The 25867-nt window shown below is 37.3% G+C and carries 21 protein-coding genes and 1 other annotated feature; of the genes, 6 read left to right on the plus strand and 15 right to left on the minus strand.

Annotated features, from left to right (window positions below; translation table 11 throughout):
* Window positions 1-1719, minus strand: a complete 1719-nt coding sequence (hutU, locus tag FG382_RS09850; RefSeq protein WP_142538735.1) for a urocanate hydratase — start codon at window positions 1717-1719, stop codon at window positions 1-3.
* Between the two features lie 353 nt (window positions 1720-2072).
* Between hutU and FG382_RS09855 the strand changes: the two genes are divergently transcribed.
* On the plus strand, window positions 2073-3794 hold the full coding sequence (locus FG382_RS09855) for a sigma-54 interaction domain-containing protein (protein ID WP_142538736.1): 1722 nt from the start codon (window positions 2073-2075) through the stop codon (window positions 3792-3794).
* A 47-nt stretch (window positions 3795-3841) separates the two neighbouring features.
* On the opposite strand, the gene FG382_RS09860 is transcribed toward FG382_RS09855, so the two are convergent.
* From FG382_RS09860 to FG382_RS09895, 8 genes are all read right to left on the minus strand, one after another.
* On the minus strand, window positions 3842-4144 hold the full coding sequence (locus FG382_RS09860; RefSeq protein ID WP_142538737.1) for an AtuA-related protein: 303 nt from the start codon (window positions 4142-4144) through the stop codon (window positions 3842-3844).
* Window positions 4131-5459, minus strand: a complete 1329-nt coding sequence (locus FG382_RS09865; RefSeq protein ID WP_142538738.1) for an acyclic terpene utilization AtuA family protein — start codon at window positions 5457-5459, stop codon at window positions 4131-4133. The genes FG382_RS09860 and FG382_RS09865 overlap by 14 nt, the downstream gene beginning before the upstream one ends.
* Before the next feature lie 10 nt (window positions 5460-5469).
* Complete coding sequence (locus tag FG382_RS09870; protein WP_142538739.1) at window positions 5470-6765, minus strand: CitMHS family transporter; 1296 nt, start codon at window positions 6763-6765, stop codon at window positions 5470-5472.
* A gap of 260 nt (window positions 6766-7025) precedes the next feature.
* Entirely contained in the window at window positions 7026-8363 is a 1338-nt protein-coding gene (locus FG382_RS09875) for a sigma-54 interaction domain-containing protein (protein WP_142538740.1), read from the minus strand.
* Window positions 8364-8513: 150 nt separating this feature from the next.
* The gene (locus tag FG382_RS09880; protein WP_142538741.1) at window positions 8514-9965 is read right to left on the minus strand and encodes an alanine/glycine:cation symporter family protein; all 1452 of its coding nucleotides are present in this window, start codon (window positions 9963-9965) and stop codon (window positions 8514-8516) included.
* A 246-nt stretch (window positions 9966-10211) separates the two neighbouring features.
* Window positions 10212-11369: a M20 aminoacylase family protein gene (locus tag FG382_RS09885; protein ID WP_142538742.1), complete on the minus strand. Its 1158-nt coding sequence runs from the start codon at window positions 11367-11369 to the stop codon at window positions 10212-10214.
* A 69-nt stretch (window positions 11370-11438) separates the two neighbouring features.
* Window positions 11439-12665, minus strand: a complete 1227-nt coding sequence (gene dpaL / locus FG382_RS09890) for a diaminopropionate ammonia-lyase (protein ID WP_142538743.1) — start codon at window positions 12663-12665, stop codon at window positions 11439-11441.
* 18 nt (window positions 12666-12683) lie between these two features.
* Window positions 12684-13064, minus strand: coding sequence for a RidA family protein (locus FG382_RS09895; protein WP_142538744.1), 381 nt, complete (start codon window positions 13062-13064; stop codon window positions 12684-12686).
* A gap of 383 nt (window positions 13065-13447) precedes the next feature.
* On the opposite strand from FG382_RS09895, the gene FG382_RS09900 reads away from it, so the two are divergent.
* On the plus strand, window positions 13448-14110 hold the full coding sequence (locus FG382_RS09900) for a GntR family transcriptional regulator (protein ID WP_373287620.1): 663 nt from the start codon (window positions 13448-13450) through the stop codon (window positions 14108-14110).
* Window positions 14111-14250: 140 nt separating this feature from the next.
* On the opposite strand, the gene FG382_RS09905 is transcribed toward FG382_RS09900, so the two are convergent.
* Window positions 14251-15135: an AraC family transcriptional regulator gene (locus FG382_RS09905; RefSeq protein ID WP_229677404.1), complete on the minus strand. Its 885-nt coding sequence runs from the start codon at window positions 15133-15135 to the stop codon at window positions 14251-14253.
* A 114-nt stretch (window positions 15136-15249) separates the two neighbouring features.
* Here FG382_RS09905 and FG382_RS09910 point away from each other — a divergent pair, with 114 nt between their 5' ends.
* Entirely contained in the window at window positions 15250-16497 is a 1248-nt protein-coding gene (locus tag FG382_RS09910) for a Zn-dependent hydrolase (protein WP_142538746.1), read from the plus strand.
* A gap of 158 nt (window positions 16498-16655) precedes the next feature.
* On the opposite strand, the gene pheT is transcribed toward FG382_RS09910, so the two are convergent.
* From pheT to FG382_RS09925, 3 genes are all read right to left on the minus strand, one after another.
* Window positions 16656-19067: a phenylalanine--tRNA ligase subunit beta gene (gene pheT / locus FG382_RS09915; RefSeq protein WP_142538747.1), complete on the minus strand. Its 2412-nt coding sequence runs from the start codon at window positions 19065-19067 to the stop codon at window positions 16656-16658.
* Window positions 19068-19079: 12 nt separating this feature from the next.
* Complete coding sequence (gene pheS / locus FG382_RS09920) at window positions 19080-20117, minus strand: phenylalanine--tRNA ligase subunit alpha (protein ID WP_142538748.1); 1038 nt, start codon at window positions 20115-20117, stop codon at window positions 19080-19082.
* A gap of 175 nt (window positions 20118-20292) precedes the next feature.
* Window positions 20293-20528: a binding site (T-box leader), on the minus strand.
* A gap of 589 nt (window positions 20529-21117) precedes the next feature.
* Window positions 21118-21879, minus strand: a complete 762-nt coding sequence (locus tag FG382_RS09925; RefSeq protein ID WP_142538749.1) for a TrmH family RNA methyltransferase — start codon at window positions 21877-21879, stop codon at window positions 21118-21120.
* Window positions 21880-21969: 90 nt separating this feature from the next.
* Here FG382_RS09925 and sspI point away from each other — a divergent pair, with 90 nt between their 5' ends.
* Window positions 21970-22176: a small acid-soluble spore protein SspI gene (gene sspI, locus FG382_RS09930; RefSeq protein WP_142538750.1), complete on the plus strand. Its 207-nt coding sequence runs from the start codon at window positions 21970-21972 to the stop codon at window positions 22174-22176.
* A gap of 300 nt (window positions 22177-22476) precedes the next feature.
* On the opposite strand, the gene FG382_RS09935 is transcribed toward sspI, so the two are convergent.
* Both FG382_RS09935 and FG382_RS09940 read right to left on the minus strand, forming a co-directional pair.
* Window positions 22477-22977, minus strand: coding sequence for a hypothetical protein (locus tag FG382_RS09935; RefSeq protein WP_142538751.1), 501 nt, complete (start codon window positions 22975-22977; stop codon window positions 22477-22479).
* A complete protein-coding gene (locus FG382_RS09940) occupies window positions 22974-23183 on the minus strand; it encodes a helix-turn-helix transcriptional regulator (protein WP_142538752.1) in 210 nt (69 codons plus the stop codon). Before FG382_RS09940 ends, FG382_RS09935 begins: the two co-directional genes overlap by 4 nt.
* A 274-nt stretch (window positions 23184-23457) precedes the next feature.
* Between FG382_RS09940 and FG382_RS09945 the strand changes: the two genes are divergently transcribed.
* Window positions 23458-24858 (plus strand): FAD-binding oxidoreductase, encoded by a 1401-nt coding sequence (locus FG382_RS09945; protein WP_142538753.1) that lies wholly within the window; start codon window positions 23458-23460, stop codon window positions 24856-24858.
* 1 nt (window position 24859) lies between these two features.
* Entirely contained in the window at window positions 24860-25840 is a 981-nt protein-coding gene (locus FG382_RS09950) for a bile acid:sodium symporter family protein (RefSeq protein ID WP_142538754.1), read from the plus strand.
* Window positions 25841-25867 lie beyond the last annotated feature (27 nt).

Genomic DNA, 25867 nt, shown 5'->3' on the forward strand with positions numbered 1-25867 from the left:
TTACGCATTTACTTCTTTTTTTATGTCTTTTGGACCAAAAGTAGCTTCTCGTTTCCACCACAATGGAATTTTGATACTTTCATTTGTTAGTTTTCCTTTACCGTTCGCTACATCCTGTGCAGTTTCATAGCCGGCTTGTGCATGTCGAACAACACCAATCCCAGAGTCTACCGTCATTGCAACTTCAAGTCTCATATCAGATTCTGCCGTTCCATCTGCCACCATTGTTACACCTGTATGAACAGCTTCTCCCATTGAATAGTTTGCTTGAATTGCGATTAAATCACACATACCAACTGCGTTTAAAAGACCATTTAACATTGGCCAGTCAGAGATTAAATCACTGCCATCTTTCATATTTTCAGATTCAAAAGTTGGATTTACAATAGAACCAGAGTCTAAGTTGTCACGAGAGAATGCGACTGGACCAGACAATTCACCACGTCTAATCATGTCATTTACTTCAAGCGCAAATGCTTTACGCTGTCCGAATCCCATATAACAAATACGTGCAGGTAAAGCTTCAATTGGAATATGCTTTTTCGCTAATTTAATCCAACGTGTAACGAGCTTATCATCGCTAAATTTTTCTAAAATCATATCGTCAATTTTACGTAAATCTTCCGCATCTCCAGATAAGCAAACCCAACGGAATGGTCCACGCCCTTCGCAGAAAAGTGGTCGAATATATTCTGCTACGAAACCAGGAAGACGCTTTGCTTCTTTTTCATCCATACCAGCATCAATACATTCTTTGCGGTGACTTGTGCCGTATTCAAATGAATGAACACCTAAATCCATGAATTTAATAAGTGCTTTCAATTCACGAACCATCGTTTCACGTGCTTTTGCCAAGTACAACTCACGATTTGTATCACGAAGCTCTTCCGCTTCTTTTACTGTGTAACCAGCAGGTAAATATGAAATAGGGTCATGTCCTGGTGTCATCGATGTTGAAATGTCAGGAAGCCATCCTTTCTCGAGCACTTCTTCATAAATATCTGCAGCATTACCTACAACAGCAATACCAAGTGGTTTCCCTGCTGCCGCATATTCTTTTGCTTTAGTAATTGCTTCATCTAGCGAGTTAGCTAACTCATCGATGAATCCTTTTTCAATACGACGTTGAATGATTTCTACGTTTGAATCACAAAGAATCGCTACTCCTCCGTGCATAGTCATCGCGCGTGTTTGGTTTCCGCCCATCCCACCTGCACCAGCAGTTAAGAGGATTTTCCCTACAAGAGAGTCATCATAATGCAAGCGTGCTATTGCAGAAAGTGTTTCAAAAGTACCTTGAATAACACCTTGCGTTCCGATATATTCCCATGGAGCAGCTGTATAATTCGCGTAAATTGTTAAGTTTTTATCTTGTAGATCATAGAACGTCGGCCAATCAGCTTTCATAATATTCGTTGTAGCCATCACAACCGTTGGTGCATATTTGTGGGTTTTAAAAATTGCAACTGGCATTCCAGATTGCACTACAAGTGTCTCATCGTCTTCTAATTCTTTTAATGATTTCACAATTGCATGGTAAGATTCCCAGTTACGGGCAGCTTTTCCGATACCACCGTAGATTACAAGCTCTTCTGGTTTCTCGGCATTTTCCATATTATTTTCGAGCATTCGTAAAATCGATTCTTGTCTCCAACCTTTACAACGTAACTCCGGTCCCCTTTGTGCTTTTACGGAATATAAAATTTCTGGTGTTGTCATTAATAATTCCCCCTAAACTAATTTAATTGGTTTCACACTTTTATATAATGCAAGTCTCGTGCCAACTTTTAATTGAAAGGTGTAAAATTTAGTTTCATTGTAGGAATTCATAGTACTAACAACAATTCTGTGAAAGAAATATTTTTGAATTACTAATTTCGACTTCAACTATCACGATACAAAACAAAATTAATAGCAGATATTTTTTCTATCAGCAAATTAATTTGCAAATAAATAGTGCAAAATCCTTGAGTTTATTGGTTGTCCTATATGCAGATATATTTTGCATGCAGACTCTTCTAAATTATCAGAATCATGTTACAATAATCATAGTTTGATTTAGTGAAAGGAGTATGAGTAATTTGTTTGTCTCTTCAATCGGTTCATTCTTAAGAAGTTTTGTAAACGGAATTATTATATTAGATGAACAACACAAAATCCTTTGGCATGATATTGAAGGGGAAATTCCTTTTGAAATCTCAGTAGGTACTTCGATTTCTAATTATTTTAGCTTGGATAATATTAGCTTTAGTAACAACGAAACTTTTCCACTTTCGCTAAACGGAAAGCGTTTTTCAGTTGAAGTAAAACTCTTTTCATTGGAAACCACCTATATTTTTTTATGCTTCAAAGAATGGAAGACAAATTTAGTAGATTTAGAAGAAAGATTATATTGTTTGGAAAGAATTATTGACTCACTTGATGAAGGGGTTATGATGAGTAACTCTGAAGGCGAGATTATTCTCTATAATGAAGCGCAGGAAAAAATGGAAGGATTAAATAGTCAGGATATTATAGGAAAACATTTGTGGTCTGTTTACAATTACAATCCACAATATTCTGAGCATAAGCACACATTTAAAACAGGTAAACCAATATACTCTAGATATCGGGCACACTCTACAATAAACGGAGTTCCGAAGTATGTTAATTATAGTACTTTTCCAATTCAAAAAGACGGGCATATCATTTCTGTTTTTTCATTAAGTACAAATGAATCAAAACTTAAAGATCGACTACACCAGACAATTGAGTCAAAAAGACAAGCAAATGTTACTGCACAAGAGAAAGTTTATGCAAAGAATGGCACGATATATACATTCAAAGATATTAAAGGGAAAAGTCACGCATTATTAAACCTTATGAGGGAAGCACAAAACATAGCCATACACAATACTGATACCTTAATAGTTGGCGAAACAGGTACAGGGAAAGAGCTGTTCGCACAAAGCATGCATAACCATAGTAAACGAGCAGATAAACCATTCGTTGCTATAAATTGCGCCGCAATTCCTGAAAACTTATTAGAAAGTACTTTGTTTGGTACTGTTAAGGGCGCATATACAGGCGCAACAGATCAGATTGGGCTATTCGAATATGCGCAAGATGGCACCTTATTCTTAGACGAAATTAACTCTATGCCTATGACGTTACAATCCAAGTTAATGCGAGTATTACAGGAACGTTTTGTACGAAGGGTAGGCTCTAATGAAATGACTTCTGTAAAGTGTACAGTCATTAGTGCATGCAATGAAGATCCCGAGCTACTAATTATTGAAAATAAAATGCGCCTTGACTTGTTTTATAGAATTGCCCATACAAGTCTTTACATCCCACCACTTAGAGAACGTACAGAAGATGTTCATTTTTTTATAAATTACTTTCTCACTTATTATCAAACAAAGTTATCTAAAAAGGTTCCAGAGTTATCGGATATACTGCAGAAAAGTTTGCTACAGTATCCTTGGCCAGGTAATATTCGTGAACTGGAACATTTAATAGAAAACCTAATAATTCGTGTACCTGAAAATGCTGAGGAAATTGATGTAGATCATCTGCCTTCCTATATGCGCACAAAATTAATCCCATTGTATGCAATTGAATCATCACAACAATCTGAAGCAATTCAAAGACCACTAAAGAAAATTTTCAATAATACTGAAAAGCAGTTAATCGAATCGACTTTGAAACTAGTAAACTGGAATGTTTCCCAAGCCGCTAAAAAATTGGGAATCACCAGACAAAGCTTGCAATACCATATAAAAAAACATGAGCTTGAAAAACCAACTATTTAAAAAACCTCAACCCGAGAGTTTATAGTACAAACTTTCGGGTTGTGTGTTCAACCTATTTCTAACTCCAACAAAGCAAAGCTTAACGACTTCCCATGTGTATCCAATGTTAATGAAGTCGTCACCCCTGTTGCTAAAGCTTGCGAACAAACAAACTGTAGCGCTTGTATGTTCTCAACCTCAAATCGTTTTACTTCCCCTTCTACAATTTCTTTTAAATGCTGTTTTACAACATCTGCAGTCAATCTTTCTTTTAGAAACTCGTAATCAGACTTTTCATAAGGGATAACAGATAGCGTAATGGTGTTTCCTTTGTCCCCTGTTCGACAATGTGCAATTTCATAAAGTTTCATTGGCTACATACTCCTTTACCTCGGTTTGAGAGCGGACTTGGTCTCGATCTATAAAAGTAGAAACTACACCAATTACTTCATTTACCACTTTTCTTGCACCCCCACCACCTGCTGGACCATTCGTATAAAGTGCTTCTACTTCTTCTCCTATTATTGCTGCTTCTGCCATCGATTTTGCTTTTCCAGCAATCCTTAAACGCACTTCATAAGGATCTGACTCTCGAAAGCTCTTCCGGTGACAAGCATTCACTCCAATTAAATCAACCTGAAATTCACCAAATAAGTGACCAATTCTTTCTTGAATAATATCGCCTGCTAGACTAGCCCTTGCCGTTGCATTGGGACCTGCGTAAGAGATTTCTCCTTCTCCAATATATCCAGCTTCATAGCCGATACTTACTTTTAACTTTTGTGGCATAGGAAGTCCTACTGCTCCATCTACTTTTATCAGCCCCTCATATATTTCCTCTAGTTTTACCGAAGTAAAATCTGCGATAACATCGGGTGTTATATAGGCATTTGGATCAACCACTTCATATAGTAATTGCTCTTTAGCTGTACGAAGTGTGATTTGTCCGCCGGTACGCTCTACTTTACTGAACGTCGCCGAGCCGTCAGCTAATATATCCGCAAAAGGAAATCCTAAATTCGCCATATCCTTTATATCTTTTTTTCCTGGGTCTGCAAAATATCCGCCTGTTAGTTGGCCAGCACATTCCAATAAATGACCGATTACCGTTCCTTTAGCTAGTAAGTCATAATCATCTATAGCCCAGTTAAATTCATGAATCATCGGCGCCAAAAATAAAGAAGGATCAGCAATTCGACCTGCAATAATAATTTGTGCATCTGACTTTAGTGCATCTAACAGAGCATCCACCCCTATGTAAGCATTTGCGGAAACTATTTGTCCATGTTCTATTAAAGGTTTTTCTGTTTCCCAAGCTAGATCATCCGGAGAAATTTTAGTTAACACATCGTCTCCTGTTACAGCGGCAACTTTTACGGTTATATTCAACTCTTTCGCAATTTCTATTATTTTATTTGCTCCGGCTATCGGATTTGCAGCACCCATATTTGTAATAATCCTTACTTTTTTTCCAGAAATCTTTGGTATCAAAGATCTCATGCGTTTTTCTAACAGTACGTCATATCCAGAATGTGCATCTTGTTTTTTTCTTTTTTGTGCTAAAGCAATTGTTCTCTCTGCCAAACATTCTAATACTAAATAGTCTAAATTTGCATGCTCCACTAATATTTCTGCTGGTTCAATACGGTCCCCCGCAAAACCCGCACCTGATCCAATTCGTATCATTTCATTCACCTCAAATTGATATTGCGCCTGTAAGTAGTGCAACAATTGTCATGACAATTGTTGTACCAAACGCCCATTTAAATATAAATTTCTGATGTTCAAACAAGTCAACCTTCGTTAAACCAATTAATATAAATGTCGCTGCTGTTAATGGACTTAATGGAAATCCAACCGTCATTTGACCTAGAATTGCTGCTCGGCCAATTTCATGAGGGTTAATCCCTAAATTCGAAGCAGTTTCACTAATGATCGGCAATACGCCAAAATAGTACGCATCCGGTGTAAACACTAAACTTAAAGGCATACTTGTAATAGCTACGATAGTAGGTAAATAATTACCTAATGATTCTGGTATTAAACGAACAAGCGCAGATGCCATCTCACCAATCATGCCAGTCCCATTTAGTATTCCTGTAAAAATACCTGCCGCAAAAATCATTGAAGCAACGAGCAATACATTACCTGCATGACTTAAAATACGTGCTTGCTGATCCGCATTTTTTGGATAATTCACCATTAACGCGACAATAAACCCTACGATAAATACAACAGGCATTGGAAGCCAAACAAGTAACAAAGCACAAAGCATTAGTAATGTAAGTAATAAGTTAAAGTAAAATAGTTTAGGGCGACGAATCTTTTTCGTTTCTTCATCTAGTTCCAAATTAAAATCTATTTTCTCTATATCAATAATGCCTAAGCGTTTCCGCTCTTCCCGTCCGATTAAATAACTTGCCACCAACACCCAAGCAATACCGGCAACCATCGCTGGTATGACAGGATTAAAAATATCTACTGCTTCTGCATTTAATGTGGTCATCGCACGTGCAGTTGGTCCACCCCACGGAATCATGTTCATCACACCTGCTCCTAGGGCAACAACCCCTGCCAAAATAAGTCGATTCATTCCCAACTTTTCATAGATAGGCAGCATAGCTGTAACAGTAATCATAAATGTGGCAGATCCATTACCGTCCATGTGAACAATCATTGCTAAAAAAACAGTACCCATTACTACTTTTAGCGGATCTCCTTTTACGATTTGAATAATCTTTTTAATCATTGGATCAAATAAACCGACATCCATCATTAAACCAAAATACATAATTGCAAAAACTAACATAATTCCCGTTGGAGCTACTTGTATCAGTCCATCAAGCATTAACCCTCCAATTTCCGCTCCAAATCCGCCTATAAGACCGAAAATGATTGGGATAATAACTAACGAAACGATCACAGATAATTTTTTTGTAAAAATAGCTAATAAAAATACACCAATCGTTAAAAAACCTAATAAAGCTAACATCTAATTTCTCACTCCCTTATGTAATACACCCCTTCGTACAATTTAGTAATATGCAAGTTCTGTGCCAACTAAAAAACCTTTTATCTATGCTATTTTTCACTTTTTCGGCAACACGATATTCTATTTTTTTAGAATGAAAGAATCAATTTGTTTTCATTTCATAATAAAAGCGCAATTTCACGATGGAAATCACGCTTTTAAAATATCATTCTAAAATAATAGAATGATCCCTCTTTATTCTATTATTTTAGAATGAATCTCTATTCTAGTTCATACTTACGTATTTTATTATATAAACTGGCTAAGGAAATACCTAAATTATTAGCTACTAATGTTCTACCTTCAATATTCTTTTCGTATTGCATAAGCATTTGCTTTATGTACCTAGCTTCCGCTGATGCAACTACTGATTTTAACGTCCCATCAGTTTGAATGTTATCTTCTATTATTTGATTTTTCATAACTTCAGGCAAATGATCCATTTCTATTATTCCATTATCCGCTAAGCAGGAAGCATAACTTAACATATTTTTTAATTCACGTACATTCCCCGGCCAACTATAGGACTGTAAAAACTGCATAACATCCTTACTTAAACGATAGTTGGGCGGTAAAAAGCGTTCTACTAGAAATGGGATATCTTCTCTTCGGTTACGTAAAGGAGGTATTGTTAAATGAGCAACATTTAATCGAAAATATAAATCTTGTCTAAATTTATTTTTCTGTGCCATTTGATTTAAGTCTTGATGTGTTGCGGCGATAATTCGAACATCTACATCTATCTCCGTTGAAGCCCCTATTCTTCGTACGGTTCCTTCCTGTAATACGCGAAGTAAATTTGCTTGTACATTATAGGATAAGTCACCAATCTCATCTAGAAACAGTGTGCCTTTATTAGCCATTTCAAATAATCCCACTTTACCGCCTTTTTTCGCGCTAGTAAATGCCCCATCTACATATCCAAACAGTTCACTTTCAATAAGCGTGTCTGGAATGGTAGCACAGTTTACAGCAATGAAGGGATGATTTCTTCTATCACTGGCTTCATGGATAGATTGGGAAAACAGCTCTTTTCCTGTACCACTTTCTCCAATTAGTAATACTGGCAAATTTGAATCCGCTATCTTTTTTGCAATATTTTTATTGTCGATCATCTCTGCACTTTGCGTAATAATTTGATCGAATGTATATTTTACACTGGAAAGCGTTGAAATCTTCTCTTGTAATTCGATCACTTGCCTAACTTTTTTATTTAGTTCATTGGATAGTTCCTTTACTTCATTAATACTTTTACAAACAGACACCGCACCAATAATTTTACCGTTATCTTCAATAGGAGCCATATCCACTACGTATGCTCGACCATTAATCTCACGATAAACACCAACCCTCGTTTTCCCGTCCTTCAATGTTGACGGTAATTGAGCGCCTGGTCTATATGCAGAAAGTAGCTTTCCTATTATTTCTTTCCCAACCCCTGTGATCCTAGAATATTCCGGGTTAATAAATAGAACTTTTTCAAACTCATCGATGACTAATATTCCATCATTTATCGATGTGATCACTTGTTCCCACCATTTGTTTGAATAAATTCTCATGGCTCCCCTCCTGACTGCTGTTAGATACTGTATAACAATAATATAGCATCTTTTGAGGTTGCCTGTTATTGCTTAGCTCCAGTTGATCGTGCAGAGAATAGTACCAGGTTCTAAAACAATTCATAATTGTGTTAGAACCTGGTACCTAATTTATACTACTTTTTTATTTTTAGTCTCCACATCTGTTGATTCATTATATTGAGGTTCATCTACATTTGATAAATCGATTTTTGTAATATCTAGATCATAATTCCATCTAGGATTATCGTTGCCTTTTTCAACTTCTCTAAAATAATGTTGATAAATATATCTAACATATTTAAAAAGAAGCAGTAAAGATATAACGTTGATAAATACAATCATTCCTATGATTAGATCGACAGCTGCCCAAATGACATTCAATTCTACAACACTTGCTATAACAAGGATAACAGCTAGTACGACTCTGTATGATAAAATAGGATACTTCTTCTTATCTTTAAAAATATAAGTTAAATTGGATTCACCATAACGCATATCTGCTAATAGTGTCGTAAATCCGAATAAAAACATTGCAAAAAATACAATCCAACTACCTAAATTTCCTAAAACAGAACCAAAAGCAGTTTGCAATAATAATATACCATCCTGACCTGATTCTAATGATCCCGTCATCAAAATTGCCATTGCAGTAGCTGTACAAATAATAATGGTTGTGATAAAAGTACCAATCATCGCTAAAAATCCTTGGTCGACTGGATGTTTAACATCAGCAGAAGCATGCATCATTGCAGCAGAACCATTTCCTGCATCATTAGAAAACATTCCCCTAGCAACACCACTTCTAAATGCCTCTGCAACAGTCCATCCGACTACTCCACCAACTGCTGACTTCCCTGTGAATGCGCTTTCAAATATAGCACTAAAGATAGTCGGGATATAAGTAATGTTAATGATCACTATATAAAGCACAACCGAAAAGTAAACAAATACCATGAAAGGGACAATGAAAGTCGATACATTTACTAATCTTTTCATTCCCCCGATGATTACTAGAAATGCCATAATTACAACAAATATTCCAGGAATAATAGGATTAATATTAACGACACCCGTAAAAGCATTTGCAATTGAATTCGTTTGAATAGATGCGATGGCAATACCAATACCAAACACATAAAGAAGTGAAATTAGAATAGCCAATGGCTTATTTCTCAAGCCTTTTTCAATGTAATAAGCCGGTCCACCTTCGTAATTTCCATCTTTATCTTTAACTCGAAAAGCTTGCCCTAGAACGGTTTCACTAAAACTTACAATCATACCAAACAACGCAGTCATCCACATCCAAAAAATGGCTCCGGGACCACCTATAAATAATGCGCTACTCACACCCACTAGACTCCCTGTACCTAATTGACCGCCGAGTGCAGCCATTAAAGTACCAAATCCAGATAGTCCACCTTCGTCTCCTTTTAAACTCTTTTTCATGGTACTAAAAGCCCGAATAAAATGTTTAATCTGAGGGAACCCTAGTTTAATAGTGAAGTATAAACCAACACCTAGTAAAGCGTATCCTATTACGTTTCCCCAAAGCCAGTCAGTTATATTATATATAATTTCCATAACAACACTCCTGTCTATTTGTTATTTTTAGGTCACAAAATCCACTTAAGATTCAATGTGGAACGAACGTTTTACAACACCCAAATATACCAACCATTCAATATTTTCTGATATCAAAATAGATAAATAGCCCTCTCAGTAACCTTTGTGGAAGTCACTTTTTTTAAGTGATTTGTAACTTGCATTCTAAAATCTCCGAGTTAGCTAATAATTTGATAGACAAAACTAACTCGGTAAAAATTTTATTTAAATTGGTAATTTTATACGAACGATTTCTGCAAAAAATTCTGCTCCACGAACTAAATTTTCATCTTTATAATCAAACTTTGCATGGTGAAGCGGGTATACTTCTTCTCCCTCACGCTTCCCACCTAGGAAGACATAACATCCTGGAATTTTATCAATAAAATGCCCAAAATCCTCTGAACCCATCATCGGTTGTGCATGATCAACGACATTTGCTTCCCCAAGTACATTTGTAGCTGCTTGCACGACTGTATGATGACACTCTTCCCAATTAATCGTTGGTGAAAAGGAGTTTCTATAAGTGAATTCGCAGGTTGCCCCGTTAGCTTCACAAATATTTTCACAAATGGCTTGCATTCTCTCTTTAATAAGAGATTGAACTTCTGGATTATAGCTTCTACAGTCACCAGTTATGACGACATTAGTAGGTATTACATTAACTGTACCGTCAGTATGAATTTCCGTACAAGAAACAACTGCGGTGTCGATCGGATCTATATTTCTTGCTACAATAGTTTGTAATGCCAGTATTATTTGAGAAGCGGTCACCAATGAGTCTACCCCCATGTTCGGAGCAGAAGCGTGTCCTCCTTTCCCTTTTATACGAATTTCAAAGTTATCCTCACTTGCACAAATTCCTCCAACTTTAGAATGGATTTGCCCCTCTGGTAAACCAGGCATATTGTGTAATCCATAAAATTCATCAATCGGGAATCGTTCAAATAAGCCATCTTTTAACATTGCAAGTGCCCCTTCGCCATGTTCCTCTGCCGGTTGGAAAATGAAACGAACGGTTCCGTTAAAATCTTTTCGATCCGCAAGTAATTTTGCTGCACCAAGTGCGGTAGTAACATGCCCATCATGCCCGCAAGCATGCATCTTACCAGCATATTTTGAAGCATATGGTAGATTGGTTTCTTCCTGAATGTTTAAAGCATCCATATCCGCACGAATTCCTATAATTCCTGAACCATCGCCATTTTTTAATGTACCAACTACTCCCGTTTTTCCAATTCCAGTAACCACTTCATAGCCCATTTCTAGTAATTTTTCTGCAACAAATCGAGATGTATTTTCTTCTTCAAAAGCAGTTTCAGGATGTGAGTGAAGATAGTGCCGCCAATCGGTAAGCTGATTCTTGAAATTTTCATTGCTCATTTTAACTACTCTCCCCCATGACATTTTTTGGTGATAATCTTTAACTATATAAAGTAGCTCTGTCTTTCCTTATACGGATGGACATGCCCCATCCCATATTACTTTTCTATAATGATCTGGATCCGTGTCACCTTCCGTGCTGATAATAAGAATTTTCGAATCCTTATTCAAATTCAATGCATTTTTCATATCTTGGAGCATGTCATTTTCAGCCAATAGACTAACTAATCCCACCCCAACTGCACCAGATTCACCTGAAATAATATGTTGGTCACTGCCTAATGGATTTGCAAGAATTCTCATACCTCGAGCAGCTACGTAATCTGGACAAGAAACAAAGATCTCAGCGTAATCTTTTAAAATACCCCAAGAAGTTGTACTTGGTTCTCCACATGCTAAACCTGCCATAATCGTTGTCAAATCGCCCGTTACTGAATGTGGCTCTCCATCACCGACATCAATGGATTTGTACAAGCATGCTGCTCCATCCGGTTCAACAATAACCGTAGTAGGACGTTCATCTCCGAATCTATCTACTAAGTATCCAAGCATGCTACCAGCGAAAGACCCAACTCCAGCTTGTAAAAACACATGCGTAGGTTTATCAACGCCCGATTCAGCAATCTGCTCTATAGCTTCATCCAGTAGAGTTACATACCCCTGCATTATCCAAGCTGGCACCTTTTCATATCCATTCCAAGCCGTGTCCTGTAGCAAAACCCAGCCATTTTCTTCAGCCTGCTGACTTGCTAGCCGTACAGTATCATCATAGTTAAGATCTGTTATAGAAGCTTCCGATCCTTCTTTTCGTATATTGTTCAACCTTATTTCTGAAGACCCTTTCGGCATATATACGACTGATTTTTGTCCTAATTGGTTTGCAGCCCAAGCTATTCCCCTTCCATGATTTCCATCAGTTGCTGTTACAAAAGTAATCTCTCCAAGTTTCTCTTTCACTTCTTTACTTCTTAGTTTTTCAAATGAAAGAGTAGAAATATCAACGCTTAATATTTCTGCCAAATATTTACCAACAGCAAATGAACCTCCCAATACTTTAAAAGCATTCAGTCCAAATCGATAAGATTCATCCTTCACCCATATATGGCTAACTCCGAATTGTTTAGACAACTTATCTAAACTGTGAAGTGGGGTTACTTTATACTCTGGAAAGCTTTTGTGAAAGTTTCTCACCTTTTCAGCTATTTCACCATTCATAAATTCAACCGATGCTTTCTCGCTATCTCTTCTTTCAGCACTTTTATTGATAATATAGTTAATTTCCATTAAATTTTTCATTTATAATCTCCTCGTAATTTATTCTAAAATGGCGATGACTTCTATTTCTACACCGACATCTTTAGGCAACCTGGATACTTCTACACAGCTTCTAGCAGGAAAATTTTCTGTGAAATATCTCCCATATATTTCATTGACATCCGAAAAATTAGATAGGTCTGTCAAAAACACCGTCGTTTTCACAACATCTTCCAAAGAGGCTCCAGCTGCCTCTACTACTTTTTTCACATTATTTAAAGATTGGATTGTTTGTTCTTTTATATCCTCTGAAATTTCACCAGTTTGAGGATTTACGGGTAGTTGACCTGAAACAAAAATAAATTTACCCTTTTTAATTGCTTGGGAATACGGTCCAATAGCTCCCGGTGCATTTTCTGTAGAAATTACTTCTTTTACCATAATTGAATTCCTCCTTAGGGTTTCTTATTGCGTCTTATCAAATTAAGCTTCTGCCAAATTTCACACTCGTCTCAGAAAAAATGTACTCTTGTCAAAAGAGTTGATGAATGTATACGCTTCCAAACCTAGTATTGCATCTCTAACGTTTACAATCTTCCAACTAGACTTTGCGTATTTTGACCTCAAGCAATAATTATATTTCATAAGAGTAATATATCACACTTCACATACTAGTCAATATAATTTTTTCATTCGATAAAATATTTAAATAATTACTTCTTCTTGTCTTCCCTTTGTGCCTATTCTCCTTAAAGCTTATAATTAGAAAGCAAATTGTGGTATATTACATATTAAGAATGATTTTCCGAGTGAGGTGTTAGAAGGTGACGATTGAAAAGAGTGACACTAAGTTAAAGCGGACGTTTATGAAGGATGAGGTTTATAATAAGCTACGAACTTGGATTGTAACTGGAGAACTTGAACCGGGCACAAAATTAAGAGATCAGGATTTATCTGAGCAGCTAGGCATTAGCCGCACCCCGATTCGAGAAGCTTTACTGAGGTTAGAAAGTGATGGTCTTGTGGTGACCAAGGCTAATAGGTGGACGTTAGTATCTCCAATTGACTTGAATGGGGCTAAAAATATCTACTCTATTGTTTGGACACTAGAGCGCTTAGCATTGGAGCAAGCCTTTCCCCATATTTCTTCAAAAGACATTGAAGAATTGGAGCATCTTAATGAAAATTTTAAAACAGCCATTGCAACCGAAGATATTTATGCAATACTTCAGGCGGATAACAAATTTCATCATAGAATTATTCAACTATCAAGTAATTTAGAATTACCTCCCTTACTTTCAAGTTTAAAAGTAAGAATTCAAAGAATTGAAATACATTATTTCAGTCATATCGATACCAAATACACATCCTATTATGAACATCAACAAATAATTGATGCTATTAAAAAACAAGATTTACATCTTGCAATAGATACGATTAAAGCAAACTGGAAAAATAGTTTAGATCGTATTCAACTAGATAACTAGATATGAAAAGCAACTCGAAATTAGTTTCACTTCCTCTTTTTACTTAACAGGCTCTGTTTAAGAAAATTTTTGAAGACAAAAAGAGTGTGGATACCTTCCATATGTTTATTGACACATGGTAAGATCCTCACTCATTTGCACTATCGATTATTAATTTTAGAGTTTTTATATGCTAGTGGAGTCATGTTTATAGAAGCTTTGAATTTATTAATAAAATAGCTTGTGCTATTAAATCCAACTTGGTAAGCAACTTCAGTAATAGTAGCATCATCTTGATGCAATAAATATAGACTTTTTTGAATACGATAATCTATAACATAATTTAATGGAGTAGTTTTTAATACCCGCTTAAAATACCGACAGCATTCAGAACGGCTCAGCTGACCAGCCTTCGCAATATCCCCTAACATCATTTTTTCTGCATAATTCTCGTGTATCCAACTTAACATTTGTTTCATTCGTTGATTTTTTAATATTTCCGTTTGAATATATTCTAATTTACAACCATTATCGATTAATTGTTTCCAAATGAAGGCCAGTTGAATCGTTATATCAATTTCATAGTGTTGGGATTTTCGCTCAATAAATTGATAGATTTCTAAAACAGCATCTAATATATTTTTCCCCCATATTTCATTTACCCCAATATATAAGTAAGTTAAATTAGTTGCTTGAATATAAGGTTTAACATAAGTAGTATAGAGTTCTTGTGATAAAACAAAAAATGGAGAAAGATTTAAACAAATATAGACACAGCCCGACTGCTCCTTATCCTGGGCCATATGCAGGCTTCCGCTATTTATAAACAGTCCATCACCTTCCCGAACCTCTATCCAATCCTCATTTACTTGAAAGATTGCTTCTCCCTTTACGACTAAAACAAATTGAATTTCGTCATGCCAATGAAGTGGAATATAGCCATGAATATTTTGATTAATGGTGATTTTATAACATGCAAGTGGCATAACAACCGTATTATGGCTCGTTAGATCTTTTAAACTATCGTCAATCACAAAGTCTTTCATTTGCATCATGAGCACCTCAATATATTTTTATTATTCTATTCAATAATCGTATTATTCAAACAAATATTCCATTACTATAACATTATCATTTGATTTATTAAAGGAGACTTGAACATGACAAATTCTCAATTCAATCTATCCATCAACTCCAATCGTCTACTCGACCGCCTTCAAGAGCTTGGTCAAATGGGGGTAGATAATGACAAGAAACGAACCAGATTAGCTGCTTCAGATACGGATAAAGCCGGACGTGACCTACTCGTCATTTGGATGAAGGAAGCAGGATTGGAAGTTGAAATCGACAGAATCGGTAATATTTTGGGGGTCTGGTATGGTGCAGAAAATCGAAAGAAAGCACCACTTTTGTTAGGCTCGCATATCGATACAGTCATTAACGCTGGTATGTATGATGGTTGCTATGGAGTACTTGCTGGTCTTGAAGTTATAACCACTTTGAAGGAGAAAGGTTTTATGCCAACTCGTCCAATTGCAGTTGCAGCATTTACTAATGAGGAGGGAGTGCGCTATCAGCCTGACATGATGGGCTCCCTCGTGTATGCTGGTGGGCTCTCAGTTGACGATGCACTTTCGGCAATAGGGACGGATGGCACACGATTAGGTAAGGAGCTCGAACGTATTGGATATGCTGGTACGAAGGAGCCCGGCTTTTTAAAGCCACATGTCTATATTGAGCTTCATATCGAACAAGGCCCAATTCTTGACAAATTGGGTGTTCCAATTGGAGCTGTTGAAAATCTTCAAGGCATTACTTGGCAGCGTATTACGATTGAAGGTGTTGCGAATCACGCTGGTACTACGCCAACTGAAATGAGACGTGATGCAGGACTTGCTGCTGCGCGGGTAATAACATATTTACGCGATCGTGCCAACAATTCTAATGGATCGACAGTTGCAACAGTTGGAACTATTGATTTTAAGCCAAATGCTGTTAATGTCATTCCTTCTATGGCAACATTCACGGTTGATTTGCGTAATCCAAACGAGCAGAGATTGCAGGAGGAAGAGCAAGCACTTGCAGGCTACTTGAAAGAACTAGCGGCATCAGAAGGAGTATCCATAACATCCGAACAACTTGTACGTTTCAATCCTGTTACTTTTGACCAAACAATTGTTAAATTAATAGAGCAAGTTGCTAGCGACCATGGGCTCCAATCAACCCGAATGACATCTGTTGCAGGGCATGATGCTCAAATGATCGCTCGTATTTGCCCGACAGCCATGATTTTCGTTCCAAGTATCGATGGTATTAGTCATAATCCCAAGGAATATACAAAAGATCTAGACTTAATACTTGGAGCTAATGTATTACTTAACGTAGTCAGCCAGCTTACAGGCAAATAATCAAATTACGCCCAGATTTTTCGAACGCACTTGAAAAGTCTGAACGTCTTCTGCTAAAAAATAAATCTGAATGTGCTTTAGTATTCGATGGGCAATTACCAGGTCTGAATGAATGCAAAAAAGGAACAACACCATTATTGGTGCTGCTCCTTTTTGTATTATCCTCTAAGTTCTGCTCCTGCTTGTTCTGCAAGTGCTTTTAGTACTTTGTTATGTGCATTTACAACTTCTTCATCTGTTAGTGTACGTTCTGGATCGAAATAAGTTAGAGAGAATGCAACCGATTTTTTGCCTGGCTCCATTTTTTCTCCTTCGTATAAGTCGAATAGATGTACAGCTTTTAATAGTCTTCCTCCAGATAATTGGATGATTGCTTGTAATTCTCCAGCTGCTTTTTCGCTATCTACTACCAATGCAATATCACGAGTGATGGAAGGGAATTTCGAAACTGGTGCATAGTATAATGCTTCCACTTCTTTGTTTAATACTTTTGCTAAGTTCAATTCCATTACATACGTATCTTTTAAGTCACGTACTTTTTGTTCAGATGGATGTAATTGACCGATTAGACCAATTTCTTCTCCTCCAAGTTTAATGGAAGCCGTACGTCCTGGATGTAATCCGTCCACTACAGCACGTTCGAAAGTAAGTTCTTTTGAATGACCAAGTAGCTCCATTAATCCTTCGATGATTCCTTTTAGTACGAAGAAATCTACTGCTTTTTTCTCACCTTGCCAGCTGTGGTCCACCCATTTACCAGCAATGACTGCCGCTAAATGTTCTTGTTCATGAGGAAGACCCGACTCTGTTTCACCCAAGAAAACCGAACCAACTTCATAAAGAGCAACTGTATCTGCTTGGCGAGCAGTATTATATGTTACTGCATCTAATAAATGCGGGATCAAGCTTTGACGAAGTGTGCTGCGTTCTTCGCTCATTGGCATTAATAGCTCTGTTACTGGAGCAGTTTCTAATGCAAATTTTTGAGACATTTCTTTGGAAGTTAATGAATAAGTGATTGCTTGATAAAGGCCTGCACCTTCCAAGTAAGCACGAACTTGACGGCGTTTTGCTTGGTAAGATGTTAATCCACCTGGTTTAGATTCTTCCACTGGAAGTGTCATTGGGATTTCATCGTATCCATACATACGCGCAATCTCTTCTACAATGTCTTCTGGAATTTTAATATCTTGACGACGAGTCGGTGCATTAATGTATAAATACCCATTTGCCGCTTGGTGGTCAAATTTTAATCTTGTTAAAATAGAAGTCATATCTTCTAATGAAATTTTCATCCCTAAACGATTGTTGATAAAGTCTGGAGATACAACAACTTCAACAGGTGTTTTATCTAATTCATCTACCACAACAGACCCTGCTAACACTTCTCCACCAGCTAGTTCAGCAAGTAGACTTGCTGCACGTTCTGCCGCTAAAATAACGCGCTTCGGATCGACACCTTTTTCAAAACGAGCACTTGCATCACTGCGCAAATTTTGGTCTTTAGACGTTTGACGAACAGACCCTCCTGCAAAATAAGCTGATTCAATGACAACGGTTGTTGTACCGTCATGCACTTCTGAATTCGCTCCACCCATTACACCAGCAATAGCTACTGGCTCTTTACCATTTGTAATGACTAAATGATTCGATTTAAGTGTACGTTCTTGATCATCAAGAGTAACAATCTTTTCTCCTTCATTTGCAAGACGAATGACAAGTTCTTTTGTTTCTAGACGGTCATAGTCAAATGCATGAAGTGGTTGGCCGTATTCCATTAACACGTAGTTTGTAATATCCACTACATTATTATGAGGGCGAACGCCAGCTGCCATTAAGCGATGCTGTAACCAAAGTGGTGATTCTTTAATGTGTACATTTTTTACTACTTTTGCTACGTACATAGGGTTTTCTTCGATTGCATCTACACGTAAATTTAAGTAATCAGACGCTTTTTCGTTGCTTTCTGTGTACATTGCTTCTGGGTATTTCATATCTTCAGATAAAATAGCTCCAACTTCATATGCAACACCTAGCATGCTTAGCGCATCCGAACGGTTTGGTGTTAATCCAAGTTCAAGGATAATGTCATCTAACCCTAGAAGTGGAAGTGCGCTTTCACCAGGAGTCGCTGTTTCTGGAAGCACATAAATACCTTCTGCGTACGCTTTTGGTACTAGTCTTCCTTCAATACCAAGCTCTTGTAGCGAACAGATCATACCATTCGATTCTTCACCGCGTAGTTTTGCTTTTTTTATTTTGATTCCACCAGGAAGTACTGCTCCTGGACGGGCAACGATTACTTTTTGTCCCTCTGCAACGTTTGGAGCACCGCAAATAATTTGTGTTGTTTCTTCTCCAACGTCTACTTGGCAAATATTTAGTTTATCCGCTTCAGGATGCTTCACGCATTCCTTCACATGACCAACTACCACATTTGTCATTCCTTGTGAACGATCAATTACTGCATCGACTTCTATACCCGAACGAGTAATTTTTTCCCCTAAATCTTTCGGATCAAGTCCTTGTGTATTTACATATTCCGCTAACCATTTCGTAGAAACTAACATGTCATTTCCTCCTTACACTTCTGTTCGGTGGAATTGCGATAAGAAACGCACATCATTTGTATAGAAATGACGAATATCTTCCACTCCATATTTCAACATTGCAATACGTTCTGGACCCATACCAAATGCAAAGCCAGAAAGTTTTTTCGAATCATATCCAGCCATTTCTAAAACATTCGGATGCACCATACCAGCACCTAAAATTTCAATCCAGCCTGTTTTCTTGCAAACATTACAACCACTGCCGCCACATTTGAAACAAGAGATATCCATTTCAACAGATGGTTCTGTGAATGGGAAGAAGCTTGGACGTAGGCGGATTTCACGATCTTCTCCAAACATTTTTTTCGCAAATACAGAAAGCGTTCCTTTTAAATCACTCATGCGAATATTTTCGCCAATAACAAGCCCTTCGATTTGTGTAAATTGGTGAGAATGCGTCGCATCGTCATTGTCACGGCGGTATACTTTACCTGGGCAAATAATTTTAATTGGCTTTCCTTCTTTTGCTTCCATCGTACGAGCTTGCACTGGTGATGTATGTGTGCGAAGCAGAATATCTTCGGAGATGTAGAAAGAATCTTGCATATCTCGAGCTGGATGACCTTTAGGTAAGTTCAACGCTTCGAAATTGTAGTAATCTTTTTCTACTTCTGGACCTTCTGCGATTTCGTAACCCATGCTAATGAATAAATCTTCAATTTCTTCCACCACACGAGTTAACGGATGATGATTTCCTGTTTTCACAGGGCGACCTGGTAATGTCACATCAATGGATTCTTTTTCTAATTGTGCTTGAATAGCTTGTTCTTGTAGAAGTGCCATGCGAGCTTCTAGTACTTCTGTTACCTCTTCACGAACTACATTTACAAGAGCTCCCATTTTCGGACGTTCTTCTGCAGGAAGTTTACCCATTCCTTTTAGTAGATCCGTAATCGGTCCTTTTTTCCCTAAATATGCTACACGCACATCATTTAGTTCTTTGACATTCTGAGAAGCTTCAATTTTTTGTAATGCTTCTTCTTTTAACTGCTGAAGTTGTGCTTCCATGTTTAAATATTCTCCTTTTCATACAAATTCGCCTCGGCGTATTTGCGTCTAGATTTTGCATCGAGCTCGCCTCGATGAACTCCTTTACAAAATCTGCGACATCCGCCGGAGGCTGTTTCATTTCAATAGCATGCTTTTAGCTGATTGAAATGAAAATAAAAAACCCCGCCCCTATAAAAGGGACGAGGAACAATTTCGCGGTACCACCCTGATTATTGCACTTTCAAATTTGTGCAATCACTCAATTCGAATAACGGCTCTACACCGGCACACCTTTACAGTCAATGACTGGTCCCGGTGGCAGCTAGCGGGGTGAACTTCTATATGCATTCTCTATTTACACTTTCAGTCAAGGTGTAAAATTCCTTTTTTCGAATCGCCATATATACTTTTCCCGATGACAGCTTTTATATATCAAATTATATTCATTATACGAAGTTTTAAACGTTACTTCAAGTGTGATTTATTTTATCTTGCGCATAATAGGAAAACTGCGTCGTAAAGAGATACGTCAAAGGCAACTGATTTTCGCTTCAGGAGGACGCTTTCCGCGGGAGTCGCCTCCTTCCGCTTCAATCAATAGAACTTGCTGACTAATCCATAATTAAATGCAAAAAGCTATTTATTTTATTTATGTACAGTATAATTTATAGGAAAGTTGCTATTAGCCATTCAAGCAATGTTTATCACAATCGCTAGATAGTCTTTCTTATTCAACTAATCAAAGGTTTTCACCCATAGAAAATGCAACATCGTACTAAATTTAGTGTCTCATTATGGAGTAAATAGCAAACTCTATTGGATTGTAGCGAAGGGGTGGCGACTCCGGCGGGAACAGTACGAGCTGAAAGCCCCGCAGGAGCGGGAGCTCCGAGGAGATTGAAGCCGTGCCCGTGGAAAGCGTCCACCCTGTAGTGGAAATCCCAGTGGTCACCTAAATAGAGCTTGCTACCGCGCAGTTTCTCTAAACTACGTAATGTGACATCTCTGACTCCAACTATTATAATGCTAATCCGTATAACAAAATCCCTGTTGCTACCGCTACATTTAATGACTCAGCTTGTCCTAGAAGAGGCACAATAATATTTTGATCAGTCTGCTCTAGTAGTTCTTTATGAATGCCACTTCCTTCATTGCCTACGATTAACGCAAAAGAATCGCTTTTCTCCACTTGGTGGAATGGCGTAGAGTTTTCAAATGCTGTTCCGAAGACAGTTACTTGTCGATTTTTCAATGCAACGATCCATTCATGTAAATCTCCTTTTACAATAGGGATATGAAAATGTGATCCTTGTGCTGACCGTAATGTTTTAGGGTTATATGCATCTGCGGAACCTTTTCCGAGAATCACCGCATCGATTCCTGCAGCATCTGCCGTGCGTATCATTGTGCCAATATTTCCAGGATCTTGGACAGCATCTATCAACAACAAACGTTTCCAATTTGTTTGTACTTGCTCATCTACAGTTTGCTGTTTGCAATGTGCAAATATACCTTGCGTATGTTCTGTTTCAGCAAGCTCTTTTTTAATGACATCATTTATTTCCACGATTTCTAAGTTGTCTACATCCCAATTTACTGGAATCTCGCTCGTATCACTTAGCATAATCGTAAGCACTTGTTCTTTTTGTTTAATCGCTTCTTCAACTAAATGATAGCCTTCTATAATGAATTCACCTGTTTTGTCTCGTTCTTTTCGTACACTTAATAGTTTTTTCCAATGCTTCACAAGTGAATTTTGGAGAGATTCAATTCGTTTCATTTATATGTAACCGCCTTTTTTATTTAATAGTACCAAATTCGTGTATACCTTGCGAGAGTTTGGGAAAGATAATTGCGAGGAGTGATGAAAATGGATTTTCAAATTCGAGAAGCGATATCAAACAATTTAAAAGGGAATTCAGCAACAGATATTCGTAATGTAGTCGAAGATGCTATTCAGAGAGGTGAGGAACATCTTCTACCTGGGCTTGGAGTTATCTTCGAAAAATGGTGGAAGATGGCCGATGATACAAAACGAAGCTCCGTACTAAATGAAATCTCAGCAGCATTCAAATAAAAATAATCCGTGAAGAGTATTATATCTTCACGGATTATTTTTTTATCCCGGATTAACGGGCAGTAAGACTCTCACTTCAAGATTAAAGAATAGCGAAAAGATAAATGGGAAGATCAACTGCCCGTAAAAGCCCGATGAAATGATCCCAGACTAAGTACGCAACATCGTGTTGCAACGTCTGTGTGACCCACATCGTGTGGGACACAACTAACAATCAGTTGGGGAAAGCGGACTAAATGCGCGACGGCCGCACTAGCACGTCCTGTGCGTCGGAAAACCCCCACTGATTGAAGTTTCACTTTATCCCTCTTCTTCTGTCACATGCTTTCGTACATGAACATAAAAAATGAGATATTGCACCAATGATAGAATAACAATGTTTAAAATAATTAGTAATTTAGTGGTAGGAATTATTAAATGAAAAACTGCTGAAAGAGGTAATGACCAGGTAAAGAAAGTATAAACTTTCTGTGTTGCAGCTCTTGTAATCATTTGCCACGCTTCGTCATCTTCCAAGTACTCAAGCGGTTTAGTTCTCCACACGGATATTTTTTTTGTTGGATGCTCTTTATTATATTTGCTCACCTTGCTAGATAATATAATCATCATAATGAGATACACTGGAATAATTAAAAACATGATTCCCCCTTCCAATGCCTCTAGCTGTATTGAATAAGAAAATGAAGTTTTATCATTAAAATAAGAAGTAGTTGCGCCGGAAATTATGAATGCAATTATAAAAAATATCAACATAAAACTAATTTGCCACAATGGGTACTGTACTCGAAAATCCTTTTTCATTTCCATTCCTCCCCTTCTAACCAAAATAATTCATCTACTTTACATTCCAATATATGTGCAAGCTTTAATGATAGCGTTATAGAAGGGGAAAACTCTCCTTTTTCGATAAACCCAATAGTTTGTCTGGTTACCCCCGCTTTTTCCCCTAGTTGACCTTGTGTATAACTATATCTTGCCCTTAATTCTTTTACTCTATTTTTGAGCATATTAAACTCCCGCTTCCATCGTGTTAACTATTATATACAAATTGTAATGTATAGTTAACATTAAGTCAATTATTATTAACTTAATGCATACTATTTTTAACCTTCTACATTTCCCATAAATTCTATACTTATTATTTCCAAAAAATACTTTGTGAAAAAATTCATAAAGAGGTAATTGCAATTTGTCGAATTATCTGTATAATTACTCTATTGGAATTAACCGAAAAATCCCAATAAAACATATAATTATATTTTTATAAAGAGGCGATCTAACATGACGGTATCAACATCAACAGAACAAATTGTAGAAACATTAAAGGAATTTTTAGACGAAAACCAAGTGTCTGTCAATCAAACAGTACGAGAACTACATAGTAAAGATGAATCTTATCATGATGTCTGCCTTCCTGATATTGTTGTTTTTCCTAAAACAGCAGATCAAGTAAGTCAAATTATGAAAATAGCAAACAACTTAAAAGTAGCAGTAGTTCCTTTTGGACGTGGCTCCAGCTTAGAAGGACATGTTATTCCATATGACAAGGGGATTACGATTGACTTTTCATTGATGGATAAAATATTAGAAATTCGTGAAAATGATTTATTAGTAAAAGTCCAACCAGGTGTGACAAGATCGCAACTAAATAAAGAATTAAAGAAGTACGGATTATTCTTTTCTGTAGATCCTGGAGCAGATGCAACTTTAGGTGGAATGGCCGCTACAAACGCTAGTGGTACAACTACCGTGAAATACGGCGTAATGCGAGATCAAGTTCGTGATTTAGAAGTAGTACTTGCAGACGGTACAATCATACATACAGGGAATCTAGCCGCAAAATCAGCATCAGGTTTTCATTTGAACGGACTTTTTGTAGGTTCAGAAGGAACGCTTGGCTGTTTTACAGAATTGACATTAAAAGTGTACGGGATCCCAGAGTTTACAACAGCAGCAAGAGCAGTGTTCCCCACTGTCCAAAATGCAGTGGAAGCAGTTACTTCCATTTTGCAGGCAGGCATACCAATTGCACGGGTAGAGCTGGTAGATGAAAGCTCCATACGACAAGTAAATCGATTTAGTGAAACAAATTATGTGGAAAAGCCTACTCTTTTCTTAGAATTTGACGGAAATGAAGCAGGATTACAGCAAGATGTAGAGTTCACAAAAGAAATAATGGAAGACCATCTTTGTGAAGAAGTTCAGTTCGAGACAGATAATACTGCACGCACAAAGCTTTGGGACGCTAGACATAATCTTGCTTATGCATATATTCACGGAAACGTAGGCAAAAAAATGATGGTAACCGATGTTTGTGTACCTATTTCAGAGCTAGCAGACGCTGTCATATATGCTAGAAAAGAACTGGATGCAATTGGTCTTGTCGGAGGAGTTCTAGGACATGTCGGGGACGGCAATTTCCACGCGTTATTGATGATTGATATGAGTAATACAGAAGAAGTAGCTAAAGCGGAAGCTTTCAATGAAAAAATCGTTCACTATGCTCTAGAACGAGACGGTACTTGTACTGGCGAGCATGGTGTAGGGATTGGAAAACAAAAGTATCAAGCTGCTGAACACGGAGCAGCATTACAAGTAATGGAAAAAATTAAAATTGCGCTTGATCCAAATAATATACTAAATCCAAATAAAATTGTAAAAATAGAAAGTTTAGGTGAATAATTTGAAAATATTAGAGTCTATTAGTAATTTTGCAGGAAAGTACTTTGCATTTTTGGTAATTGCAGTTGCAGTCATTGCATTTTTAATACCTGATACGTTTCTGCCGTTTGGTAAGTATATTACAATTTTGCTGGGTATCGTTATGTTCGGAATGGGTCTTACGCTAAAAGCAGTTGACTTCAAACTGATTTTAACTCACCCAAAACCCGTTATCTTTGGGGTTTTAGCACAATTCATCATCATGCCCTTGGCCGCATTTACAATTGCTTATCTTTTACAATTGCCAAGTGAATTAGCGGCTGGTCTTGTTCTTCTCGGTTCTGTACCTGGAGGAACTGCTTCGAACGTTATGGTTTATTTAGCCAAAGGAAATGTTCCATTGTCGATTACAATGACATCTTTCTCGACTATCATGGCACCTTTATTAACACCATTACTATTACTTTTACTTGCCGGACAATGGATGCCAGTCAATGCGGTTGATATGTTCATGTCTATCATACAAGTAATTATTATTCCAATCATACTTGGATTACTTGTGAAAAAAGTTTTACCAAATATCGTTGAAAAAAGCTTAAACATTGTTCCACTTATTTCTGTCCTAGCCATTATTACAATCGTTTCCGCAGTCGTTGCAGGTAATGTTAATAATATTGCTTCTGCAGGACCACTAGTGTTTCTTGGTGTATTTCTTCATAATGGAGCGGGCTTGTTATTAGGATTTTATGCAGCGAAACTAATGGGTCTTTCCGAATTGGATCGTCGTGCTATCTCTATAGAAGTAGGAATGCAAAACTCCGGTTTAGGAGTTGCGTTAGCAACAGCTCACTTAGGTCCATTAGCGGCTCTTCCGAGTGCTCTAGGTGCAGTTTGGCATAATATTTCTGGACCAATTTTAGCTACCTACTGGTCAAAGCGTCCAGTAAAAGAAACAGAAGCACCTGTTTTAAAAGCACAAAGTAAAGTTTCACAGGCACAATAAGTATTCCCGGATCTATCTCAATTGTCG

Origin of the sequence: Psychrobacillus lasiicapitis, from assembly GCF_006861795.1 — a bacterium.
GTDB lineage: Bacteria > Bacillota > Bacilli > Bacillales_A > Planococcaceae > Psychrobacillus > Psychrobacillus lasiicapitis.